This window comes from Brevibacillus gelatini, from assembly GCF_003710935.1.
Taxonomy (GTDB): Bacteria; Bacillota; Bacilli; order Brevibacillales; family Brevibacillaceae; genus Brevibacillus; species Brevibacillus gelatini.
In genome coordinates, this window is the sequence record NZ_RHHS01000063.1 from 33,410 (window position 1) to 57,912 (window position 24,503).

The window sequence follows — 24,503 nt, forward strand, 5'->3', positions numbered from 1 at the left end:
TTCCTTTCGCGGATGTGGTCACAGCGAAGGGACTGGATTCCTGTTTTTCAACAGCCAGTCAGCTACCTTACGGGGATTTGTTTTGTAGTGCACATAAAACTGGTACTCCTGCGCGGAGAGTGGAAATACGTTCTGAACCTGAAAGCTGACAGTGCCGTTGCCTTCTGCCGCTTCGCTGTCCGGGAGTGCTTGCTGGCGGCTGCAAACAAGCTCGACAAACGAGTTGGGCTCACTGACAGGAACCGGAATGCTCGTTTCAAACGGCCCGGCCGGAATGACATGATGGGCAACAGGAGCATGGTTGACCATGACATGCACGTGAACGGGCTGATCGAACAGCGGATTCACGCCTTTGATGAGCAGGGCGTGCATCGGTTGGGCCGGATCGACATGCAGGTGCAGCCGGTAGCGCGGCGGAACCCAGGAAGACGGGTAGCGGTTGCTGTCCACGAGAATCGGCGTGTTGCCAAAAACCCGGTAGCTTTTGAACAGGTCGAGGTACCAGAACACCCCTTTGCCTGGGTAGTGCGTCAAAAAATGGTACAGCCAATGGTTGGCAACAGTGCCAAAGTGGCGGACGCTGGCCAGCAAAATCTCAGGCAGACCGAGATCGACCTCCAGCGCGATGGATTTACAGGCAGGATGCAGGCGGGAGGCGGCGAGAAAGTCTTGGATGTGACCGACTGCATACGATTTGGAGATGCGCATCCATAAATCGTAATCCATGCAATAGTGCAAGTTTTCATCGACGCCCCCGACCGCCTGGAACACCTCTTTGCGGATAAAGGCAGCCGGCTGGCAGATGATGCAAAATACAAACAGCGCCTGGCGGGAAAACGGCTTCGTCGGGTAGACACTGGTGATCTTGTCCTCGGCGTTGATGTGCAGGGCGTTGCCGTACACCATGGCCCATTGCGGATTGGCTGTCAGGGCGCTCACCGCTTTTGTGACTGCTCCCGGCATGTATTTGTCGTCGGAGTTCAACCAGCCGATGATTTGTCCGTTCGCAAACGCCAGGCCTTTGTTGATCGCATGCGACTGGCCGCGATCCGGCTCGGAAATATAGCGGAAACGGTCCCCCAGATGCGTGTACTCCCGCAAAATATCCACCGTACCATCGGTAGAGCCGCCGTCGACGACGATGTGCTCGATGTTCGGATAATCCTGGCTCAAAACACTCTCAATTGTTTTGCGGATGTAAGCGGACTGATTGAACGAAGGCGTGATGATACTGACCAGCGGCAAGTTATAATGTCCCATCAGCCTCCCCCCTTTGTTCGCGCTTGGGCTTGCAACGTGTCCCGCCAGTATTGCAGCAGGTCGCGCATGGTCTGGTGGAAGGGAATTTCCGGCTTCCAGCCCGTTTGCTCGCAAAAAGCGGTGGCGTCGCCGAGCAAAACTTCTACGTCAGAAGGGCGCAGTCGTTTTGGATCTACCAAAATCTGGACGGGTGCAGAGGTAAAAGAAAGCAGCGTATCCAACACTTCCTGGATGGTGCGCGTGCTTCCCGAAGAAATGTTGTAGACACTCCCGGGCACGCCCCGTTCCAGTGCGAGCCAGTACGCTTTGACGACATCGCGCACATCGGTAAAGTCGCGCCTTGCTTGCAAGTTTCCGACGTACACATGCGGGGGCTGCAAGCCAAGCTCGATCTGGGCAATTTGCTTGGCGAAGTTCGACGTCACAAACCGCTCGCCCCGCCGCGGCCCCGTATGGTTGAAGGTGCGGGTGCGGACAATCGACAATCCGTAGCTTTGAAAATATTGGTAGCCGAGAAAGTCCTGCGCGATCTTGCTGACGGCGTACGGACTTTGCGGACGCAGCGGGTTCGTTTCCTGCACAGGCAATTCATCCGGATAAACAAGGCCGTATTCCTCGCTGGAGCAAGCCACCTGGATTTTGCATGGAATATCTGCCATTCGGACGGCTTCAAAAATGTTCAGCTGGCTGACGATATTGTTCATCAATGTTTCGGCGGGAAAACTCCAGGAGGCGGGGACGAAGCTTTGGGCAGCGAGGTGGTAAATGTGTTCAGGCTTGATCTGGGCAATCATCTTCTCGACAGCTTCGCGGTCCTGCAGCTCGCATTCTACAAGCCGGATGCGGTCTGCAATATGTGCGATATGGTCCATCCGGCTGCGTGCCCGGTAGGTTCCGTAGATTTCGACGTCGCCGCGCGCGAGCAGGTACTCTGCCAAATGGCTGCCGGCAAAACCGGTAATGCCGGTAATCAAAGCTTTCAAGAGGCGTCCCCCCTTGTTCGTGATGGTTTGGCGAAAGCAGGCGAACCGCCTGAAAAGCGAGAAAGCAGATGCTTTATATATAGTAAAAACATGCACAGACTGGCACGGCGAATGTCTTTTGCGCACACGACCGTTTGCAGGGGGCATGCAAGCAGAAAAGGGAAGTTGCTGTCCGCCTTTTTCGCCTTTTTATGGAACAAGGGGAGCAAATGACTAAGCCTTTTGGCCGCATCTCAAATACGATGAAGAGAAGAGCGCCAAAAGGGAGGTGCACAACCGGGATGGATTCCATCAATCGCTATGAAAAACGGATTTTCTCACAAAACGGCGAGGACGGCATCATCGAAGAGCTGTTTTTCCGAATCGGGACGAAGAATCGGTTTTTTGTTGAATTTGGCGTCGAGACGGGCGAGGAATGCATGTCTCGCAATCTGGCCTGCACGCACGACTGGTCGGGGATTTTGCTGGAGGGGCACCCGCTCAAGTATTTGTACCTGCAGCAAAATTACGCCGCCTATCCGCGGGTAGTTACGCATCAGGCTTTTATCACGATGGAAAATATCGCTGCCTTGTTCGCCCGCTTGCAGGTTCCTTTGGAATTTGATCTGCTGACGATTGATCTGGACGGGATTGATTACTGGGTATGGAAAGCGCTGCATCGCTACAAGCCACGCGTGGTGATAATCGAATACAACGCGTCTTTTCCTCCGCCGCAAAAAAGGGTGGTCGCCTACAATCCGGCGTTTTCGTGGAAAGGGACCACCTATTTTGGCGCAAGCCTGACTTCACTGGCCGAATTGGGGAAAAAGCTCGGCTATTCGCTCATTGGGACGGACTCGCGCGGGGTGAACGCCTTTTTTGTTCGTCGAGATTTGCTTGCACAATCCGGTTTTGCCGAGCTGACTCCCGAAGAAGCCTACCATCCGCCGAACTACGGCGCTGCTGGAGGAGGCCACCCGCACGGAGATGGCCTCTGGCTGGAAATCTAGGCGGGCAGCAGTTGCTGCAAATAGGCAAGTACGGCTTTTTTTATATCCGAGAGTGCTTGCAGGGCCGCCGCCTCTGAGGTGTTCTTGACGCCAAAATACAGCTTCATTTTCGGTTCCGTGCCGGATGGGCGGATGCAAAACCAGCCCCGCTCGCCCAGCGTGTACTTCAAGCCGTCGCTTGCAGGCAGCGATAAAGGCTCCGTCCCGTTCGTTTCTGCCAGCCAGCGCTTGCCGTGCAAGTAGTCGTCAATCGAGGTCACATGGCGGCCTGCGACAGATGCCAACGGCTTGCTGCGCAAAGCGGCGAGGATGGCGGTCATGGCTTCCATCCCGTCTTTGCCCGGATACGTGATGGAGACGAGATCCTCCCGGTAGTGCCCGTACTTTGCATACAGCTCCTGCAAGCGCTGGTAGAGACTGGAGCCTTGCGCGAGCAGGCAGGCACAGGCGTCAGCAAGCAGAAAGGCCGCCTGCACCGCGTCTTTGTCCCGGACAAAATCGCCGCGCAAATAGCCGCAGCTTTCCTCCAGACCAAACAAAAACGCATGCGTGCCGCTTTGCGCAAACTCGTGAATTTTTTCCCCGATGTATTTGAAGCCGGTCAACGTATCAATTGTGGCAACGCCGTAGTCGGAGGCGATTGCCCGCACCATTTCCGAGGTGACGACGGTTTTCACGACGGCTGCCCGGGCTGGAAGCGTCCCTGCCTTTTTTTCCTGTGTCAAAATATAGTCGAGCAGCAAGACGCCTGTCTGATTTCCGTTCAGAATGACGTACTGGTTCGGCCCTGTCCGGACGGCCACTCCGAGCCTGTCTCCGTCCGGATCGGTGCAGATAATGAGGTCTGCGCCTTTTTTACGTGCCTGCTTCAGCGCCATTCGGAAGCTTTCCGGCTCCTCCGGATTGGGTGTCGCGACTGTTGGAAACAGCGGATCAGGCTCAGCCTGCCGGGAGACGACATGTACCTGTGTAAAGCCAAGCGCTTGCAGCCCTTGCGTGATCGGCGCCAGGGTCGTACCGTGCAAGGGGGAGAAAATGATTCGCGGCTGATGCGTGCGGAGGGCGAGCTCGGCGGCGGGATGGCGCAGTTGTTTTTGACAGGTCATGTAGGCGGCAAACACTTCGTCGCCGATCATGTGCAACAGTCCGCTGTCCATTAGCTCAGTCACTTCGCTCGTGCCGATTCGCAGTTCATCGCCTGCCTGCTCGATTTTGGCAAAAATTCGCGCGGCTGCTTCCGGCGGGATTTGCCCTCCGTCTGCGCCGTAAATTTTGTAGCCATTGTATTCGGGCGGATTGTGGCTCGCCGTGATGACAACTCCTGCACTCGCTCCCAAATGGCGGACGGCAAAAGAGAGCAGCGGCGTCGGGCAAAGCTGCTCGAACAGACAGGCTGTGATGCCGTAGTGGCCAAGCACTTTGGCCGTCTCCAGCGCAAACGTGTGCGAATGGGCGCGCGAGTCGTAGGCGATCGCCACTTTCAGCGCGGCCAGGTTTGTTTCCTGTTCAAGCAAGTGCAGGGCCAGGCCAGCCGTGGCTTTGCGGATCGTGTACATGTTGATTCGGTTGATACCCGGCCCCATCACCCCGCGCATTCCTCCCGTCCCGAAGGAAATTGGCTTGTAAAAGCAGTCCTCCCGTTTTTTTTCGTCGCCTTCCAACTGTTCGAGCTGGCGGCGAAGCTCCGGTTCCAAGTCCGGGTATTCCTTCCAGCGTGTATAATGTACCTGCCAATCTGTTGTCATGGTTGTCTTCACTCCCACCGATAAATGCAGATCGTTGCTTTAGGATATTACCGGGCGCGGAGGGGAGTGAAGGCTCCGGGCAAAATTGCTGCCGGCTGTGGCCGTCCACCTGGCGGGCTCGGAACTGCCGCAGGAAGATACGCAAAACATTTGCCAGTCGGCTTGCATATAAATAAAACAGTGTGAAATGAGCCGTGCCGGACAGTGTGCAGGAGCCAGCAAGGCTGACCGCATACACTTTGGATGGCGGTGGGCAGTTGGCTTGCTGCAATCGCAACGAGGGGGAGAGGTGGCCGATGAAAACAGCTTTCCTTACAGGAATCACCGGGCAAGACGGCGCGTATTTGGCAAAATTTTTGCTGGAAAAAGGCTATCGTGTGGTAGGGCTGGTGCCGCGTCGCAGCACCGTGGACCGCTGGCGGCTGGAGTATTTGGGCATCGCCGATGAGGTGGAATACAAAGACGGCGACATTCTGGACCTTGCGTCCCTGATGAGGGCGCTGAAGGCAACGCAGCCGGATGAAGTGTATCATTTGGCGGCGCAAAGCTTTGTCGGCTCCTCGTGGGAGCAGCCGATTTTGACCGCACAGTCTACCGGGATGGGGGTCTTGCACGTACTGGAGGCGATCCGTGAGACGAATCCGGCGATCAAGATGTATCAAGCATCCTCCAGCGAGCTGTACGGGCTTATCCAGGAGCCGCAGCAATCCGAGAAAACGCCTTTTTACCCGCGCAGTCCATACGCTGTATCCAAGCTGTTCGGGTACTGGATGACGAAAAACTATCGCGAGAGCTTCCAAATGTACTGCTGCAACGGCATTTTGTTCAATCATGAGTCCCCTTTGCGCGGGCTGGAATTTGTGACCCGCAAAGTGACACACGCCGTCGCCCGCATCGTCGCCAAAAAGCAAAACGAGCTGCGGCTGGGCAATATCCACGCGAAGCGCGACTGGGGCTTCGCGGGCGATTTTGTAGAGGCAATGTGGCTGATGCTGCAACAGGAGAAGCCGGACGACTATGTCATTGCCACCGGAAAAACATCGACGGTCGAGGACATGTGCAAAATCGCCTTTGATTACGTCGGCCTGAACTACAAGGATTATTTGGTGATCGACCCGGACCTGTACCGCCCGGCAGAAGTCGATGTCCTTTTGGGCAATCCAGAAAAAGCGAAGCGGGAGCTGGGCTGGTCACCGAAGACAAACCTGGTTGAACTGATTCACATGATGGTCGAGGCTGATTTGCGGCGAGTGGCGAAGGCGTAGAGTCGCCGGAGGAGAGAGGGGGAAGGTCGCTGTCACCTGCATGGTTGTTTTTTGTGCAAAAACGGAGCGGGTGAAGCTGCCCGTGTTCATGACCGCAAGCAACACTTCCGTTTCAAAACTGGCGTTATCAAGGTCTAGGTAAAAGAGAGTAGAAAAGGACGTTCCTGGAGACAGGGGCGTTTTTTTGTTGCAGACGAGCGGGTTTTTTAAAAAAAGGGAAATTAACAAATAAAATGTTGTTGAACCAATTTTAGTAATTCATTATAATTCAATCTATGTGTTTATAGGAATATTTTACTATTTTTGTTTTGTTGTTGAAGTTATGCAAGAAAGAGAGGGGGTCTTTCGAACGAGACAAGCTGGCTGACTTGCGTGCATACGAGCAGGCAAATGAAAACTACGAAAGATGAGGAGTTACCGGAATGAACCAGAAATTCATCCGTCTTGTCAGTGTTTGGCAAGCATTCTTGTTCGTTTCGCTCCTGCTTCTGCAACTGGTTCCCGAGCATGCAGGGGCGAGCGCAAACAGCAAGACGTACCTGATTGGCTTTAAAAACAGCGAGAAGGCTACGGTGAGGGCGATCCAGCGCTCGTCCGTGCAACAGCTCAGTCCAAGGGTGATGGTAGCCAAACTGACGGAAGGCGAGAGGCAGGCGATGGAGCAAGACCGAAACGTCGCCTACATTGAGGAGGACAGTGCCACTGAGCTTGCAGCAACAGACCTGGCACAACACCAGCAAGTACCGTGGGGCATCGCGCATATCGGTGCGAATGCAGCTCGCAACAAGCAGTACATGGGGGAAAACATCCGGATCGGGATTTTGGATACCGGAATTTCCAGCCATCCTGACCTGGAAGTCAAAGGCGGCGTTTCCTATATCGAGGAAGAGCCTGGGTACAGCGATAACCATGGACACGGAACGGCAGTAGCTGGCGTGATCGCCGCCAAAGACAACGATTTCGGCATTGTCGGGGTCGCGCCAGAGGCGGAACTTTATGCGATCAAGGTGTTGGACCAAAAAGGACATGGCACCTACTCCAGCATGATTCAAGGGATTGAATGGGCAATTCAAAACAAGATGAACATTATCTCGATCAGCGCGGGCGGCTTGATCGACAGTCGGGCGTTGCACGACCAGATCAAAAGGGCCAATGACCACGGGCTATTGGTCATTGCTGCGACCGGGAACCGGGGAATTGGCGAAGAAACGGAGCTGTTCCCTGCCCGATATGCAGAGGTATTGTCGGTCGGTGCAATCGATCAGGAAAACCAGCGCGCTGATTTTTCCAGCGTCGGAAAAGGACTCGACCTGATGGCACCTGGCGTGGACATCATGAGCACGGGGCTTGCCGGGGGCTATCAGACAAGCTCGGGTACATCTTTGGCTGCACCGCACGTAGCCGGGGCGGCGGCGGTGATCTGGTCTGGGAACGAAAAGACGACGAATCATGAAGTGCGCAAACTTTTGACTGAGAGCGCTACTCCGCTCGGAGAGTCTCGTTTTTACGGAAAAGGGCTGCTCAACCTGGAAGCGGCTTTGGGAGAGGAGGAAGAAAGGAATTCCGAGATCGAATCGTTGCATTCTTCTGTCAGCGAGCTTCAGTTGGAACAAGGGGAAAGCCGCCAGTTGAAAGTGACAGCGGAGCGAACAGACGGCACGGTTCAGGACTTGACCGGGCAAGCCAGCTATACGAGCGAGAATGAACAAATCGCCAAGGTCAATCGCTCTGGTCTGGTCAGCGGTATCGGAATCGGCGAAACAAAAGTGATCGCACAGTTTGCAGGCAAGGCAATCGAGATTGCTGTCAAGGTGCGTGAGGCTGCTCCCTTAACGCCGATTGGTGGGCTGGATCGACCGGAAGACGGCGAACTGGTCAGCGGACTGTACGAGGGAAAAGGCTGGTATCTTGACCCTTCCGGCGTAGCGCAAATCCGCATTTTGGTGGATGGAGTCCCGGTCGGTGAAGCGCAGTACGGCGACCCGCGGCCAGACCTGGAGGCAAAATATCCGGCCTACCGCAATGCGCATGCTGGCTTTCATTTTTCACTGGATACTCGTGACATGACACCTGGGGCACATACGCTTGCAGTCGCCATCGAAAATTCGCTGGGAGAGCAAACGCTTATCGAAGGAACGACGTTTTACATTGGCGACAGCCCCATGGCGGAGGGCTTGCAGGCAGATGTCAGGCGGTTGGAGCTTGCTCCCCGAAAAACGCATCAGCTGCTGATCTCCAACATTTTGCCTGATGATACGGTAACAGACGTGACGGAACTTTCGACCTATGGCTCGTCGGATGACGGGGTTGCTACGGTCAGCGATACAGGCCTGGTGCAAGCCATTGGAGAGGGAACAGCGACTGTAACAGTCTCCTACGAGGACAAAACGCTGTCCATCCCCGTCCGCGTAGTAATGGAAGCGACGCTCACACCGCGTTGGGAAGTGGAAAAACCAGCAGATCAGGCGACAGTACGTGGCATGGCTTTTATCGAAGGCTGGTATCTCGATCCGGCGGGGGTGGCCAGAATCGCGATTGATCTGGACGGCGAGCGATTGGGAGAGGCCCAAACCGGACTGGCTCGGCCTGACGTCGTAGCTGCACATCCCGAGTATAGAGATCCGTATGCTGGGTTTCGATACGCTTTAAATACGACAACACTCCTGGAAGGGGCACATGTGCTGAAAGTAACGGCGGTCAGCAACGACGGCACGGAGCGCGTGCTGGCTGAGCGAACTGTGCTGGTCGAACGGGAAGAAGCGGCGACAGGCATTGTGTCGAGCATGAGCAAAATCGAGGTCATCCAGGGAAAGACGCAGCAGTTGGGCATTTCCGCGCTGCTTCCAGACCAGCGAGTAAAGGACATCACGAAAGAAGCTAGCTATAACGTAGAAAATCCAGCCTTGGCGAGCGTATCGCCTGCCGGACTTGTAACGGGGCTGGAACCAGGGCAAACAACGATTACTGTTCATTATCAAACACATACACTGGCGATCCCCGTCCAGGTGAAAGCTGCAGCAGAGTTGGCGCATGGCGGGATCGACAGCCCGCAAGACAACGCCACGATCAGCGGCGTTTACCCGGTGACTGGCTGGTTTTTTGCCTCTGGCGGAGTGGCGAGTGTTGAGGTGCTGGTGGATGGAGCAGTGGCAGGAGAAGCCACGTACGGCATTGCTCGTCCAGAAGTCGAGATTACAGATGTCTCCGCTCCGGCAAGAGACATCGGCTTCCATTACAGTCTTGACACCGGGCGATTGCTGGAAGGAACACATACGATTGCGGTCAGAGGAACAGGCAAGGACGGAAAGCAGACGATCATTGGCACGAGAAGTGTTCAAGTCGTCCAGTTGCTGCCTGCGACAGCGCTCAGTGTGAACAATACGGAGCTTCGTCTTCCGCAGGGAAAAAACCATCAGCTTGCGGTCATGGCAGTCCTTGAAGATCAGAGCAAGCACGATGTCACGAAGCTGGCTTTGTACACAGTGGACAACGCAGCAGTGGCGAAGGTCAGTCCAGATGGTCTGGTAACGGCAGTCGCCCAGGGAACGACAAGCGTAACGATCCGATACGGAGAGCTGAGCGTCCAGATTCCTGTTACGGTCACGGAATCAGAGCCGTTGCAAGCGACAGGAGAAATCGAGACGCCCGTTAACGGTGCGACTGTGCAAGGCTCCACGACGGTAGCCGGCTGGTTTTTATCATCTGCTTCCATCTCCCGATTGGACGTTTTGCTCGATGGAGCCGTCATCGGAACAGCAACACAAGGGATCGCTCGACCAGACATCGCTTTGCTGCATCCGGATTATAAAAACAGCCATGCCGGGTTCAGCTATGCGCTTGACCTGTCCGGGCTGCCAGCGGGCGAGCATACGGTTGCCGTAATCGCCATCGATCAGGAAGGTGTGCAGCATCCTTTGCCGGAAAAACGCTTCGTGATCGGGCAGACACCAGCAGTACAGCGCTTGCAGTACGGGGATCAGCCTGTCGTCTTGCCGAAGGCTTCGAGCAAAAGCTTGACGATTACAGCCATCCTGGAGGATCAAAGCGCAAGGGATGTTACAGGTGAAGCGAAGTATGCGCATGAGCATGCTGACGTCATTCACGTCAGTCCATTGGGAGTCGTGACAGGGCTGCAAGTCGGCATGGCCAACCTCGTTGCCAGCTACGGTGGACAAACGGTAACGATTCCTGTCGTGGTAACCGAGACGGAAGCCGAGTCTCAGCAGGCAAAAGGCCAGTTGGAGCTTCCGTTCGAGCACGCTGTTATTGGCGGCACGACCACGCTGCAAGGCTGGATACTGGACCCGGCGGGAATCGACAAAGTGGAAGTTTTTGTAGATGGACAACTCCAGGGCACGGCCGAATACGGAGAGCCGCGTCCTGACATTGACGCGCTATATCCGCACTACCGTCAGGCTAACGCAGGATTTCGCTATCAGTTGGACACGCTCAAATTTTCCGAAGGGGCGCACAAAATAACCGTGCGAGCGACCAACAAAGAGGGCGTCGAGAGCGTTGTTTTGGAAAGGGAAGTGACGATTGGCCCCGTTGCCCAGCTGACCGCAAACCTGACCAGGATCGAACTGGAAAAGGACAAGACAGTCGCCTTGCAACTAACGGCAACGCACCGCGACGGTAGCACGAAGGACGTAACTGCGGAAGCGGCGTACGCCATCCAGGATGCGCTGGTTGCCAAAGTCGATGCGTCAGGCGTTGTTACTGCCCTTGCTTCGGGCCATACGACGATGACGGTTACTTATGCGGGTATCGTACTGACCATCCCCGTCCAGGTGCTGGGCGCAAGTACGGGCGGAGCCATCGACACCCCGGCGGATCAAGAAGTGGTGAGCGGACAGTATAACGTCACCGGCTGGTTCGTGCCAGCAGGTGAATTGGAAAAAGTGGAAGTGCTGCTGGATGGACAGCTCCTTGGCGAAGCCGCCTACGGTCTGGACAGACCTGACGTGCTGCGCACGCATCCGGAGAGCAAGGTGCAAAAGCCAGGCTTTTCCTATTTGCTGCAAGCGGACCAGCAGCCAACAGGCGAGCACAAGCTGACCGTGCAAGTCACAGAAAAAGACGGGAAGCAAACGAGCATGGAGAAGGCGATCACCATTGTCGAGTCCATTCCCGAGGTGTACACGTATTGGCTGCAATTTTCCAATCAGCAGGGGAAAAACAACTGGTCTTATCTGGAAGCAAACGGAGAGAGCTACACCGAGCTTGTCTGGGATGCCCAGGCGGAGGAATGGAAAAGCGAGCAAGGGGATACGGCAATCGGAAATACATGGCTGAAAATAGGCGGTTCGGAGCCGATCATTCGCTGGGAGGCGCCGCGTTCCGGGAAAATTCACGTCAGCGGCTGGGTTTCGATGATTGACCTGACCGAAGGAGATGGCGTCAACGTTCGCATTCTGAAAAACGACGAGCAAATCTGGCCTGCGTCTGGATGGCAGTCCATCGAGCACGACGATGAGATCGGCGTGGAGTTCTCGGAGGAGTTGGGGGTTGAGGCAGGAGACAAGCTTTCGTTTCAAGTGAATGCCAAAGAAACCGAAACGGGCGACCTGCTCAAGTGGACGCCGGAAATTCGCTACTTGTCCACCGAGATTCAGGATAACGCTGCTCCACAAGTGTATTTGGCCACCCCGGTAGCCGGAAAAGTCATCAGTGAGGTAAACGGGGAGGATGTCATTATTTTGTCCGGGCAGGTGCTGGACCCGAACATAAGGGATCAGGTCAGCGTCTGGTATCAAATTGACGACCAGGAAGCTCGCCAGATTGCATTGTTCACCGCTTCCGAGCAGGCGCACTCCTTTTTGTATCATGTGCCCGTGCAAAATTTGAACCCGGACGATTTGTACTCCTTAAAAGTTTGGGCCGTCGACCAGAAAGCACAAAAATCGCAGGTAGAGAAGCTCGACTTCCATCTTGACATGCGGGCTCAAGCGAAGGAAAAAGACCCGATTTTTATAGATGCCACCTGGAAGACTCCCCGAGCTAACGAGGAATTTAGCAAGGGACAAAAAGTGATGCTCACCTGGGAGTATCCAAGTGTGCCCCGTTATAGCCAATACTACGAAAAGATTACCGGACAGGAACTGACGATTTACATCACGCAGAGTGGCATGGTTACTCCTTCGATCAAGAAAAAATTGTCCGCGCAAGCTCGGTCGTATGAATTTGACACTTCTTCGCTCGTGAAAAATGCCAAGGTGGAAGCGCGGCTTCGGACGATCTTGGGTGATGTGCCGTCGTTCGTGGCAGGCTCCACGTCCAAAGTGAATTTCACTGTATTGGCCACGAATCAGCCGCCGATGTTGGAGGAGACGGAGCTCGTTACGATCGATGGTGGGCTGACTGGAATCGTCAAATACAGCATCAAGGAAAACGATGCGACCGACTTGATTGTCGCGAAAAAAATACGCGTCGGATTTACACCGGGCGGAAATGAGCTGGGCGAAAAACTGGAAGTCATTCCGGAGAAGGACCAGCAACGTCGCATCGTAGAGCGTTATCGTTTTCCGATCACCCAAGACATGTTGTTTAAGACGATTTATTGGACAGCGCAGGCTCAGGATAACCGCGGGGCGTGGACGGAGCCGGAGGTCAAATCTGCCCGCATGGTAGATGTTCTCCCCAAGCTGGCCATTTTTACGCCTGCTGTCAAGAAAACAATCGACGTGAGCGAGACATTTACGCTGGAAGGGACCTATGCGCGGCTGAAGCCGGGAGAAATTATCTCTGGTAAAGTCAATTGGATCCAAGAAGCCAAAAAAATGACGGCAACGAACACAGCGGGACATTGGCTGTTCAGCTGGACAGGAGCCGAATTGGGGCAAGACACGTATAAAGCGATTGAAGTGAGAAGCAGCGGCGGAAGTGTCGCGTTATATAACGGCGTCCTCACAGTAGAAAAGAAGCCGGGTGCTCCGACCATTGTGAACGTGGAAGCAGACGCAACTTCCATTAAAGTGTATTGGAATCCGGTCGCAGGGGCGACAAACTATGAGATCAGACTGGATAACAATGCGAGCAGGATGGTGAGCGGAACCAGCTACACGTTCTCCGGTCTTCAACCAGGCAGAGTTTACACCATTACGCTTTGGGCGATTAGCCAGTCCGGTATCAGCAGCTACAAAAGCTCGATCACTGTGGAGACGAAGCCTGCGGAAGGCAATTTCGTGCTGGTGCAGGAGAACAGCCCGATTCGCATGTACTTCCCTGCCAATCAGGCGAAGTATTTCAAGATCGCGGCGAAGACGAGCGGGACTTACCAATTCACGCTCAATAACGACTCCGGTGCCCAGGCCAATGCCAAAATTTCCATTTACCGAAGCGCGGCCTTGCTGTCCTCGGACCAAATCGCTGCGGGAGAGAACGGAAGTGTCAGTGCGGCTTTTGTCGCGGGGAAAACGTATTATCTGCAAGTGATTTCCAATAGTTCCCAGTATGCAACGCTTCTGGCCAAAGCAAACAGTGAAACCATTGCGCTTAACCAGGCCAAGGAAATCACGATTCCGGCCGGACAATCTGTCGAGTTTTCCATGAATGCGGTCGTTCCCGGAAAATACCGCATGGTGACTCAATTGAAAAATTCGAATGGCAAGTACCCGACAGTTACCTTGCTCGCCAACGGAAACATCGTGACTCCCAAGGAAAAGCCAAACGCAGCGGAAGTGATGTACGAACTGGCGACGGGCACGTATACGATCAGACTCACCAACACAGATAATACTCCCGCAAGCATCGTATTTACCGTCTATGCTCCGCTCGCTGGAGGGACGTTGTACGAATACGTCTACGATCAAAACAACCGCATTACCGCGATCAAGGAAAATGGCGCGATCAGTGTAAGCTTTACGCACGACGAGAATGGAAACCTTTTAAAAAGTGTAAAACAAACCGTTTCTCCGGCACCGGCGGCGACTGCCTTGAAGATTGATTCTGAAAAAGTGGACTTGCCATCCGGCGGTTCCAAGTCAATCAAGGTGATGGCAACATTGGCAAACGGCAGCCAGGTGGATGTGACAGCCCAAGCCGTATACGTCGTGGAGAATCCTTCCGTGGCGTACGTCAGCAATGGCCTTGTTTACGCGGTCAATGGCGGCACGACCAAGGTACAGTTGTACTACGGCGGCCAAACGAAAACAATGACGGTCACTGTGCAAGCGCCTGTTGTCCAGTTGTCGTCGATCAGCCTGAGCCCAAAGCAAACGACGTTGACGGCAGGGCGAATCCAGCGCGTTTACGCGACAGCCTATTACACGGACGGAAGCAGCAAAGACGTGAACAGCGCAGCCAGCTTCCAGACTTCGAATCCGTCTGTCGCACAAGTGAGCAGTCAGGGTGTCATCACAGGAATCGCACCCGGCACAGCGACCGTAACCGCTTCCTACAACGGAAAAAGCGCCGCGGCTCAAGTCATTGTACAAGGCGCGTATCTTCAGGCGTTGAGAGCAACTCCCGCGCAACTGTCGCTTACGGCAGGAAACAAGGGGCAACTGAACATCGTCGCCACTTATTCCAATGGTGTCGAGGAAAATGTGACACAGCAAGCAGAGTACACAAGTAGTAACCCTGCGGTTGCCTCTGTCGAGAGCGGCGGAATCGTTACAGCGCGGGCAGAAGGTACGACGCAAGCAACGATCAGGTATGGCGGAAAGAGCACTACGGTTTCAGTCACGGTCTCGGGCAGCCTGGTCACTCTCGTGTCTGTGGGAGTTCAGCCGGAAGCGGTCAGCATCAAAAAAGGGACCACCCGGCAGTTGGAGGTAAAAGCGACCTACAGCGACAACAGCGTGACCAATGTTACCAACAAAGCGGTGTATCAAAGCGCACATCCTGCGATTGCGACAGTTGCGGCCAATGGGGTTATTACGGGCGTCGCAGCCGGGTCCACGACGGTCACGATCACATTTGAAGGCAAGACAGTCGCGGTGCCAGTGCAAATCACCGAGGCCCAGGAGCCGGTGCAGAGCCTGACCGCAACTCCTGCCAGCCTGAATCTTTTGGCAGGACAAACAGAAGGCTTGCAAGTGACAGCCACCTACCAAGACGGAAAGACTGCCGATGTGACCAAACAAGCGGCCTATGTAGCACAAGATCCAACCGTCGCAACTGTTCAGGCAGACGGGCTCGTCACAGCCGTCAAGGCAGGCAGCACAAGCATCCAGATTTCGTTTGGAGGAGTGAGCACCAGCGTTCCGGTAGTTGTCACAGTCGAAAATGCACTGGTGGACATCAAGCTCGCATCAGGAGACATTACGCTGCTGGAAAAAGAGACAAAACAGCTCGTCGTCAAGGCCGTGTATGCAGATGGAAGCGAGACGGACATCACCGACAAAGCGCAATATACGGTAGACGACACAGCGGTTGCCACTGTTAGCGCGAGCGGACAGCTCACGGCAGGCAAAGCGGGTAGCGCTGGGCTTGTGGTGGAGTATTTCGGGAAGCAGCGTATTGTGGTGGTGAACGTGACGAAGGAAGTAGAGCCAGGCAGCCGAGTGCGTTCACTGTCGGCCGGCATGGGCTACACACTGGTGATAAAAGAAGATGGAAGCGTCTGGGCAACCGGGCGAAACGAAAGCGGCCAACTCGGAGATGGAACCACACAGAATCGGGCGACCCCGGTTCCAAGCATGCTGAATTTGACTGTCAAGCATCTGGAAGCCATCCCGAACGATGTAGATCTCCGGCCTCTGCAAACGAAGAAGTTACAGGTGAGTGCAACGTATGCAAATGGCAGCACGCAAGATGTAACCAGGCAAGTCAGCTATGAGATCAGTCAGCCGGAGCTAGTCCATATGTTCGTGCCCGGAGAAATTACTGCAGGAGCAGAAGAAGGGACCGTTACTATCACGATCCGGTATTACGATCAGCAACTGACAGTTCCGGTATACATCAGAGGTGCTGGCAAAAGAGCCGGGCAAATTTCAGCGGGCATGGGCTACACGCTTTTAGTGACAGAGGATGGAGGAAGCGTGTGGGCGACGGGGCGAAACGAAAGCGGACAACTTGGGGACGGAACTACGCAAAACCGGACATCTTTGGTGAAAAGCATGCTGGATGTTGCCGTCAAACAGCTGGAAGCCATCCCAGGTGCTGTGGAAATAGCCCCTCTGCAAACGAAGGCGTTACAGGTGATGGCAACATATGCAAATGGCAGCACGCAAGATGTAACCAAGCAAGTCAGCTATGAGATCAGTCAGCCGGAGCTAGTCCATATGTTCGTGCCAGGGGAAATCACTGCAGGAGCAGAAGAAGGGACCGTTACTATCACGATCCGGTATTACGATCAGCAACTGACAGTTCCGGTGCAAATAAAGGGTGCGATTCCGGGGCAGGCAATTGTACAGGAACAGGGGAGGGCAGCAAAATGACAGGACGTCGGTCATACGTCAAAAAATTAATGGGTTCTTTCATCACAGTAGTCACATTCTTTTTCCTGCTGCAAGGGATTGCTTATGCGGAAAGTAAAGTCCTCAGTAGCTCTGCAGGGCAGACTCACAGCCTCATCTTAAAAGAGGATGGAACTGTCTGGGCTTGGGGCGAGAACAGTAATGGACAATTGGGCGACGGGACAACCAGTTCCAAAAACACGCCTGTTCAGGTAAAAGGGCTCACAGAGATTATAAGCATTGCTGCTGGAAAAAATTTTAGCTTGGCCTTGAAAGCAGATGGAACCGTTTGGGGGTGGGGATTCAATCGGAACGGCGAAGCGGGCGACGATACCCGAAAAGATAAAACCGTGCCCGTTCAAATAGCAGGTCTTGCGGACATTGTGGAGATTGCTGCCGGAGATGGGCACGCGCTGGTATTGTCGCGAGATGGCACGGTCATGGCTTGGGGAATCAATCATGCCGCTTTCTCGGTAAGCAGGAAACCAGTCAAGGTAGAAGGATTATCCGAAATCAAAAGTATCAAGGCTGGTGCGGCACATAGCATTGCGCTTAAACAAGACGGTACGGTTTATACGTGGGGAAGCAATTATTTTGGACAGCTTGGTTTGAACCATCTGAATCCGAGTGCTGCTCCAAAAAAAGTAGAGTCGCTCACCAATATACGCTCCATTGAAGCGGGTGCTAGCAGGAGCTTTGCGCTTACTATGGATGGACAAGTTTACGCATGGGGAGATAATTTGAACGGTGAATTGGGTGATGGCACTACTTTGGAGCGAAATACCCCTACTCTGATCCCGGAGTTAACCAATATCGAGCACATCTACGCGGGCCCTTTTGCGTCACACATTTTTGCTCAGGCAAAAGACGGAACGCTCTACGGTTGGGGAGCCAATGAGTACGGACAACTAGGCAACGGGACGACCACGTCTGGCAACAAGCCAGTAAAAATGATCTTGTTTCCCTAACCACCAAAAATCCCCCCTTCTCACCAAGGGGGGACAACTAACCATTATGGAGGCATTATGAAACACCTTTCCATAAAGTCACTCATCTACCTGCTATGCCTTTCCTTATGCGTCACACTCCTGCCCCCAGGAGCCGTGCTGGCAAACGAACCTTTCGAGTTGTCGCCGCAGCAGGACACACCTGTTGCCACCTCGACTCTGGAAGCAGCCACAGAGGAACTCAGGCAGTCCATCGAAGACCAGCAGCTTGCCCCGCTAGAGGAACAAGCCGCAACAAGTGATCCAACCAAGTTTACCGAAGCGGAGATCGCCGCGCTCACCTGGACACAGCTCGACGTCCAGACGGCAATTGAGATTCATCGGACTTATGACAGAGGACTGCTGAAATTCGCAGCCTATTTCTACTCTGATCTTCTGCAACTTTTGTCTCTGCAAGAACAAGAGGAAGTAAAAGCACTCTCCGAAGACGAGCTTTTTGCCCGTTTTCGTGCTTTCGCACCAGACGAGCTACAGCTTTTAAACAGATTGACTCCGCTCGTCCAGACAAAAATGCAGGAGCTTAGCCAACTGGAAGAAAGCATGGAAGCTCAGTCTACCCCAACCCTTCCAGAGATGCAATTCACGGAAAAAGAACAGGAGTTTCGCTTCGCCCGCTCCAAAACAGAAAGTTCTGTAGACGAATTGTACCGGGCAGCCAACCTCGTTGAGCAGGATGTCTACCTGGAAGGCAAGCACGGCCTTGATGTCGTGCTGCAGCGTCGGTACCATTCTTTAAACAGCAAAATCAGCTTGCCGTCCTGGAACGAAGAAGAGGCGAAAAACGAGACGTATATCTCTGGCAAGAAGCTGGCGACCGGATGGGAATTCAATGTGCCTCGGATGGAGATCGTCACCAGAGGACACAGGGTATCCGTAAGCGACGCTGTTCGCAAGCCTGGACAAGAAACCTATACGACTCACATTGAGAAGTACTCGGCAAGCAATTTGTATTATTTTACGCTGGAAGACGGGACTTCTTTTGAATTTCGCCATACAAATGTCCAAAACTATCCTTACGACGATGTCAAGCTGTCCATTGAGCAGATGGGGTCCAATTACACCTTGTACTATCGCGACGTGAAATACGAGTTCAATATTCCCCATGGAACTGTTGTGAAATCCAATATTTACGGCGACACCATCAAGTACCAGCTGAACAGCGACGGCGAACTGATGAACATCGAGGATAGCGTTGGACGCTTCATCGTCCTGAAAGAAAGAGAGCGCAACGCTCTGACACAAGACCTGTATGTCTACAAGGATAAGTCTCAGACGACCGTGCTCAAGCATATCCGCTACCATATCGAGGTCAAAGTGGCTCTGAGTGGTTACACACAGTTGAACCGTGTAGAAGTGCTTCCAGTACCAGGAAGTGGAACACAAGCGTACACGGTTGCGCGTTATACGTATCATAATCCGAAAACAAAAGGAATCGCGTACTTCAACCTGAACAAAAAATACACACTGGATAAACTGGTAACCGACCAGACGCTCCAGGAGTCTCCTCAATTCTGGGAATCAGACAAAAAGGATCGGAAGCAACTTGACTACCTGCTCATGCAAGAAGCTACCTATCCGTTGCAAGGGCTGTCCATCCAATACGAGTATCGCCCGTATCAGCTGGAGCAAACGTCATTTAAGGACGGGCTGGTGCGAATTTTCCAGGACAAATATGCGCTGAGCTACGTCGCCTACCATCCCGTCAATAAAGTGACGTACAGCTACAGCTTGAAAACACCGAAAGGCACGAATACGTACAAGCTGGAAAAAAGCTATGCGGACAACGACCGCTTTTACGAGATCTGGAAAGTGCCGAAGGACCAGTTGCCGCGGTTGAAAAACATGGCGGACAGACACGGTGATACGGTCCAGGTCACGGAAACGGTGCCTTCCCGCTACACCCGTACGCTCCTGTTCCGCATCAACGCAGAAGGAAACATGCTCTTGAGAAGCGAGAAAACAACGGGAATCAGCAAAGGCGGAACCTCGATTTCCGGAGCCAAGTACCAGGTGTCGTATAACCCGACGACATACACCACGTACGCCTATTCCGGCAGCCATACCAAGCCGACTTACAAGTACGTGTTTCTGGAGCCATCTTCTGGCGTGACAGACAAGGATATTTTTAACCAATACTTGAAAGAGCCAGTCTTGTCCAAACGCGCTGCGTATGCCGCGAAAATCAACAACTACGCGCAAGAAACGTACTTCGAATACGACGACTACGGCCACCTCGTCAAGCAATTAACGCCAGACGGCATCTTGACGACCTGGACGTACGATCTGGAGAGCAAAAAAGGCTTCCGTGCGTATTCCCAGTTGAAAACTGTGCGCACGCAAGCGACTTCCGCGTCCGGCGAGCCGTACTATTCGAACATTTCCTACGAGTACAACGACCAGTATCTGCTGCGAAAAGAAACGGAAATTCATTCGTTCCCGGTGAACATGTCCGGCTACAAAAGCCAGACTACGGAGCGAACCTATGAATACACGAATGCGCAGCTTTATTCGGTCACGGAAAACTTTGGCGGCAAGACAAGAACGCAGACGTTTACCGCCTATGATGCATACGGCGTGCAACCGACGCAAATCTCGTTGGCAGGCATTGAACTGGAAAGCGGAAAAACGGACGTCCTCAACTTCTCAATGGAGTTCGACAACCAAAGCCAGCTAAAAAGCCAGACGTATCCAAACGGCAGCAAAGTCACCTACGAATACGACACGCTGGGAAGAGTTCTCACGGAAAGCTACCGCCACCAGGGCGCGAGCCGTATCTATGCGTATGTATATCGGGACGGCGAAGCATCCGGCACAGGCGCAGAGGGGCCGGGAATCGTCGAAAGAGTCTTGCCTGATGCATCCCGGATCATCACCTACTACACGCCATACGGGGACATCGCCTACCAGGAGCAGCGCGGGACGAGCGGAGGCAAACGCCCGCTGGTAGAAAACGAGTTTACCGCCGACGGCATGCAAATCAGCCGCACCATCCCATACGGCAACCAGGCGAAGAGTACGACATACACCTACGACTGGGACGGCTTCGTCTACCAGACTACGAACGCCTTGGGTACGACCCGCTCCCATCGGGCTAATGCGTATTCAGACGGCACCAGCTATTTGCCGCGCCTGACCGAACAAACATTGTCACCAAACGGCTACATCGTCACCACCTACCGCGACCTGTACGGCCGGGTAGAGAGTGTGGAAGAAACGACCCAACGAGGCAGCCACCACCGCGTGACCAACTACCAGACAGACCGCTTCGGAAAAGTTACAGACAAGGAAGTCACGGACGGCAACATCACCCAACGCTGGACGATGCGCTACGATCATAACGACCAGTTGGTCTATTTGCGCGACCCGGAAAACAATGTGAACGAATACAGCTACGACGGACTCGGCAACCTGACCACCGTGATCGAAAACGGCACCCCTACTGCCGTGTACACGTATAACGCGCTGTCCTGGAAGTTGTCCGAAAAGAACCCGGAAACCAAGGCCGAGCAGTACACGTACGAGAAAAACGGCGCCGTCAAAACTTTCAAAGACAAAAACGGCGTCCTGTTCAGCTACCAGTATTCGCCGTTCAACGAAATGACGAAACTGTCTGCGGGCAGCAGCTTCTATGAAGAACGTAGCTACGATCCACTTTCCGGCTTGCTTTTGATGGAAACAAACAACTACGGCCAAACTGTCCGCTATGGCTACGACGAATACCGCCGCCTGAATCGGCAAACGATGATGGGAAAAGACTACCAACTCGTCTACTCCGACTACGATGAGAGCATCGACGCCCTCATTTATCCATCCCGCAGCGCGGTTTCCGGTTCGGCTCCTACTTTGCGCGTTGATTATACCTACGACAATGCCGACCGCCTCAGCGCCGTGACAATCCCAGGCGTAGGAACGACGAGCTACAGCTATACGATGAACAATAGTGGCGAGACCAACACTGTCTCCTACCCCGGCCAGTCGTCGGCGATGCAAAAAACGATCAGTTCCTTTTCCGAGATCACCGGGATCAATCACGCGGATGGTTGGAATGAGACGAACAGCTACGATCTGTTCGGCAACATCATCAGCCAAAAACGCGGGGGAACGACCTACGGCACGTTTGCCTACGACAAACTGTCCCGAATTAAAGAAGAAACCATCCAGGGCAACACCCGACAGTACGCGTACGACCGCCGCGGCAACCGCCAAATCTATGCCAATGCGCCCGCAGATTCGACGCGCAGCTACGAGTTGAAGCACGATTTGCTGAATCGCCTGATCGAGTACAAAGACGCGAAAGGCACAACAAAGTACACCTACTACCCAGGCGGACTGCGCGCGACGAAACAGCAGACTGGAAGTGTAACCAACACGACCCATTACGTGTATCTCAACGGGCAAGTGATCGAAGAACTGACCCAGGACGGTAGGGTCAAAGCCCGCAACGTCTTTGGCAACCAGCTGATCTGGCGCAAGGACTACACGACGAACCAGGAAGGCACGTACTATTACAACACCCACGGGGATGTTGTGAAGATCAAAGCTCCGAACGGGAATGTGTTGAATACGTATGAGTATGACATCTGGGGCAACTTGCTTGCCGATAAAGTCAAGGAAACGATGCCGAACCCGTTTGCATATGCGGGGGAGATGTACGACAAGGAGAGCGGTTTTTACTACCTGCGTGCCCGGTATTATGATCCGAAGATGGGGAGGTTTGTGTCGGAGGATACGTATAAGGGGCAGGTGGATAATCCGCTTAGCTTGAATCGGTATGTGTATGTGAGTAATAATCCGTTAAAGTTTGTGGATCCGAGTGGACACTTACAGGAGATGACGGCAGGAGTAGGTGGCTATTCCTCGCCGGAAGCAGAGTATATACATTGGGCCAAGGTCGCAGCACAGAAGGCATACCAAGAGGGGATAGAACCCGAAGATGCAGTAAGCAAGTATGTACCAACGCCGCTACAAAAGGAAGTTCTTTCAACCGCTATTGTCACATTCAATACTACGGTTGGCATGAATCATGGAGATGTTCCCAATTTTAGTTCTGCAAGGACCGTTCAACCTGTTAATTCTGTTAAGCTTGTTGCTAAGGCAAACACAATAAAGGCAGCTGGTTGCAATTGTTTTACAGCGGGTACTAAAGTGCTGACAGATGAAGGGGAGAAGAATATTGAGGATATTCAAGTCGGAGACATGGTTCTCGCTAAGGATGAGTTTAACCCAGATGGAGAACTAGGCTACAAGGAAGTCACCGCTTTATATCGTAACCAACGTGATGATATTATTAAATTGTATGTTGGGGAGCAAATCATTGAGACGACAGACAACCATCCGTTCTGGGCTGAAGGCAAAGGTTGGGTCTTCGCCAATGAACTTCAGGTGGGAGATAAACTTCTAAAGGCTAATGGAAGTAACTTAACGATTGACAAGGTAGAGTTCGTTAAACTGGATAAGCCAGTTACGGTTTACAACTTTACGGTTGAGGACTATCACACGTATTATGTAACAGATTTGGGAATCTGGGTGCATAATACAAAATGCACTAGCAGCATTAAAAAACTTTCTAGTTCTAATCCTCTGCCCAAAAAAATTCGGGAACAATACGAAGAAATTATTTTAGGCAGGGGAACGCCAAGGATTAACCCGGCCACAGGTCAACAAAAGGTATTTAATGCGAACGAGTTGAAGAATAAATCAGGTGGTGGAGCAAATGTATGGGCCGGGTCGTTAGAATATGACGTTCCTGGAACTAACCATAGAATATTAAAAAGACCAGACGGAAAACTTGGGTATGTACTAAATCATGACTATTCACAACCTAGATTATTTCCGGGACCATGGTATCCTGAAGGTGGAAAATAGACTTGGAGGTACAATGGTTAAGTATAAAATATTTGATGATGACAGCCAATTAATTGTAGGAACTTGCAAAGACATTTTGGGACTTTCAGGAGAATGCACTACAATCGTTGAAAACGAATCTTTCCAAAAGATCATCCTAGAAGACTTTACAATAACCAGAGAATTTATGGGATACTGCACGGAAACAAAAGCCAGTGTTTCAAATATTCATCTAAGTATCCTAGATGTAAATGGGAATACCATTGGTTCGTTTTATTTCTCGCTAAAAGTTCCATTATACTTTCATAAAAATGTGCCTGAAATTAAACAAAGATATCTTGAACTAATTGGAACACTATTAACAAAGACCTCAAAAGAAGCTTTAGCGATTTGGGAAAAATGGAGACATTCTCCTCCTACATCCACTAACTTATGGTCTAGTCTCACAGAGCAACAAAGAGTAGGATGGTTAGAAGTTGCACGTTTATATTTTAAGAGAAATCCTAATCAACAAGATGAAAGATACGGAGTATATTCTTTTGATGCAAGTTACGTAAAGGATCCAACTTCTTTCTTTTGTGCTTTAGGAGAGGCAATTAATGGCCCAGGTGGATATTTTGGATTTGATTTATTAAGTCTCGAGGATTGTCTTTGTGGTGGCTTTGGTGTAGTTCCCCCATTTACCCTTAATTTGCAAAATGATAGTGATTATTTTGAAACAGATAGCGTTTTTCTAGCACAACTAAATGAGATCCTTACAGAAAAACAAGTAAGAATAGTTAGACCCTAGTTTAGTGGTGATGTCCAGAAAGTCCAAATCAGCTAAAATCCCCAAAATGGGAACATTGATTTATCCAGGTTTTTGAAATTCAAAAGGGGCATCTCTAAGTCGAAAATTCGACTTTTTATACGAAAATGCCCCCCCTAAAAAGCAAAAAAAGGGACGGACTACAGTTGGTTGCTAGATATATCCAAAATATGGTATTTACTTACACGACCTCAGTTGGTTC

9 protein-coding genes are annotated in these 24,503 nt (G+C 52.6%); 6 read left to right on the forward strand and 3 right to left on the reverse strand.

Features of this window, described 5'->3' with window-relative positions:
• Positions 1 to 18: 18 nt before the first annotated feature.
• Positions 19 to 1,260, reverse strand: coding sequence for a glycosyltransferase family 2 protein (locus EDM57_RS22200; protein ID WP_122906854.1), 1,242 nt, complete (start codon positions 1,258 to 1,260; stop codon positions 19 to 21).
• Entirely contained in the window at positions 1,260 to 2,243 is a 984-nt protein-coding gene (locus tag EDM57_RS22205) for a GDP-mannose 4,6-dehydratase (RefSeq protein ID WP_122906855.1), read from the reverse strand. Before EDM57_RS22205 ends, EDM57_RS22200 begins: the two co-directional genes overlap by 1 nt.
• Positions 2,244 to 2,524: 281 nt before the next feature.
• On the opposite strand from EDM57_RS22205, the gene EDM57_RS22210 reads away from it, so the two are divergent.
• Positions 2,525 to 3,232, forward strand: a complete 708-nt coding sequence (locus tag EDM57_RS22210) for a hypothetical protein (RefSeq protein WP_122906856.1) — start codon at positions 2,525 to 2,527, stop codon at positions 3,230 to 3,232.
• Here EDM57_RS22210 and EDM57_RS22215 read toward each other — a convergent pair.
• The gene (locus EDM57_RS22215; protein ID WP_122906857.1) at positions 3,229 to 4,977 is read right to left on the reverse strand and encodes a phospho-sugar mutase; all 1,749 of its coding nucleotides are present in this window, start codon (positions 4,975 to 4,977) and stop codon (positions 3,229 to 3,231) included. The two genes, EDM57_RS22210 and EDM57_RS22215, sit on opposite strands and share 4 nt — an antisense overlap.
• Positions 4,978 to 5,273: 296 nt before the next feature.
• Here EDM57_RS22215 and EDM57_RS22220 point away from each other — a divergent pair, with 296 nt between their 5' ends.
• The 5 genes from EDM57_RS22220 (at position 5,274) to EDM57_RS22245 (ending at position 24,283) form a co-directional block, all read left to right on the forward strand.
• Positions 5,274 to 6,242 carry a GDP-mannose 4,6-dehydratase gene (locus EDM57_RS22220; protein WP_122906858.1) on the forward strand — a complete coding sequence of 323 codons (969 nt, stop codon included), beginning with the start codon at positions 5,274 to 5,276 and terminating at the stop codon, positions 6,240 to 6,242.
• 422 nt (positions 6,243 to 6,664) lie between these two features.
• Entirely contained in the window at positions 6,665 to 16,624 is a 9,960-nt protein-coding gene (locus tag EDM57_RS22225) for an Ig-like domain-containing protein (protein ID WP_122906859.1), read from the forward strand.
• A complete protein-coding gene (locus EDM57_RS22230; RefSeq protein ID WP_122906860.1) occupies positions 16,621 to 17,610 on the forward strand; it encodes an RCC1 domain-containing protein in 990 nt (329 codons plus the stop codon). The genes EDM57_RS22225 and EDM57_RS22230 overlap by 4 nt, the downstream gene beginning before the upstream one ends.
• 57 nt (positions 17,611 to 17,667) lie before the next feature.
• Positions 17,668 to 23,514: a polymorphic toxin-type HINT domain-containing protein gene (locus EDM57_RS22235; protein ID WP_246005882.1), complete on the forward strand. Its 5,847-nt coding sequence runs from the start codon at positions 17,668 to 17,670 to the stop codon at positions 23,512 to 23,514.
• Between the two features lie 13 nt (positions 23,515 to 23,527).
• Entirely contained in the window at positions 23,528 to 24,283 is a 756-nt protein-coding gene (locus EDM57_RS22245; RefSeq protein ID WP_211338297.1) for a barstar family protein, read from the forward strand.
• Positions 24,284 to 24,503: the final 220 nt, after the last annotated feature.